Annotated in this window: 1 protein-coding gene; it reads left to right on the forward strand. The window is 61.0% G+C overall.

Annotated elements, in window-relative coordinates; genetic code table 11:
• Window positions 1-472, forward strand: a 472-nt coding sequence (locus R1101_RS29045; protein WP_037225457.1) for a cbb3-type cytochrome c oxidase subunit I, incomplete at both ends; no start/stop codon positions are given.

Genomic DNA, 472 nt, shown 5'->3' on the forward strand with positions numbered 1-472 from the left:
CTTCTCGTTCATGACCTTCCTGATCGCCGTCCCGACCGGTGTGAAGTTCTTCAACTGGATCGGCACGATGTGGAAGGGCCAGATCACCTTCGAATCGCCGATGCTGTTCTCGGTCGGCTTCATCGTGACCTTCCTCTTCGGTGGTCTGACCGGTGTCATCCTCGCGAGCCCGCCCCTGGACTTCCACCTGCACGACTCGTACTTCGTGGTGGCGCACTTCCACTACGTGCTCTTCGGCACCATCGTGTTCGCGACCTACGCCGGCATCTACTTCTGGTTCCCGAAGATGACCGGACGCATGCTCGACGAGCAGCTCGGCCGCTGGCACTTCTGGCTGACCTTCATCGGCTTCCACACCACCTTCCTGGTGCAGCACTGGCTCGGTAACGAGGGCATGCCGCGTCGCTACGCCGACTACCTGCCGTCCGACGGGTTCACCACCTTGAACACGATCTCCACCATCGGTGCGTTC

Origin of the sequence: Rhodococcus sp. R1101 (assembly GCF_000278445.1) — a bacterium.
GTDB classification, from domain to species: domain Bacteria; phylum Actinomycetota; class Actinomycetes; order Mycobacteriales; family Mycobacteriaceae; genus Rhodococcus; species Rhodococcus gordoniae.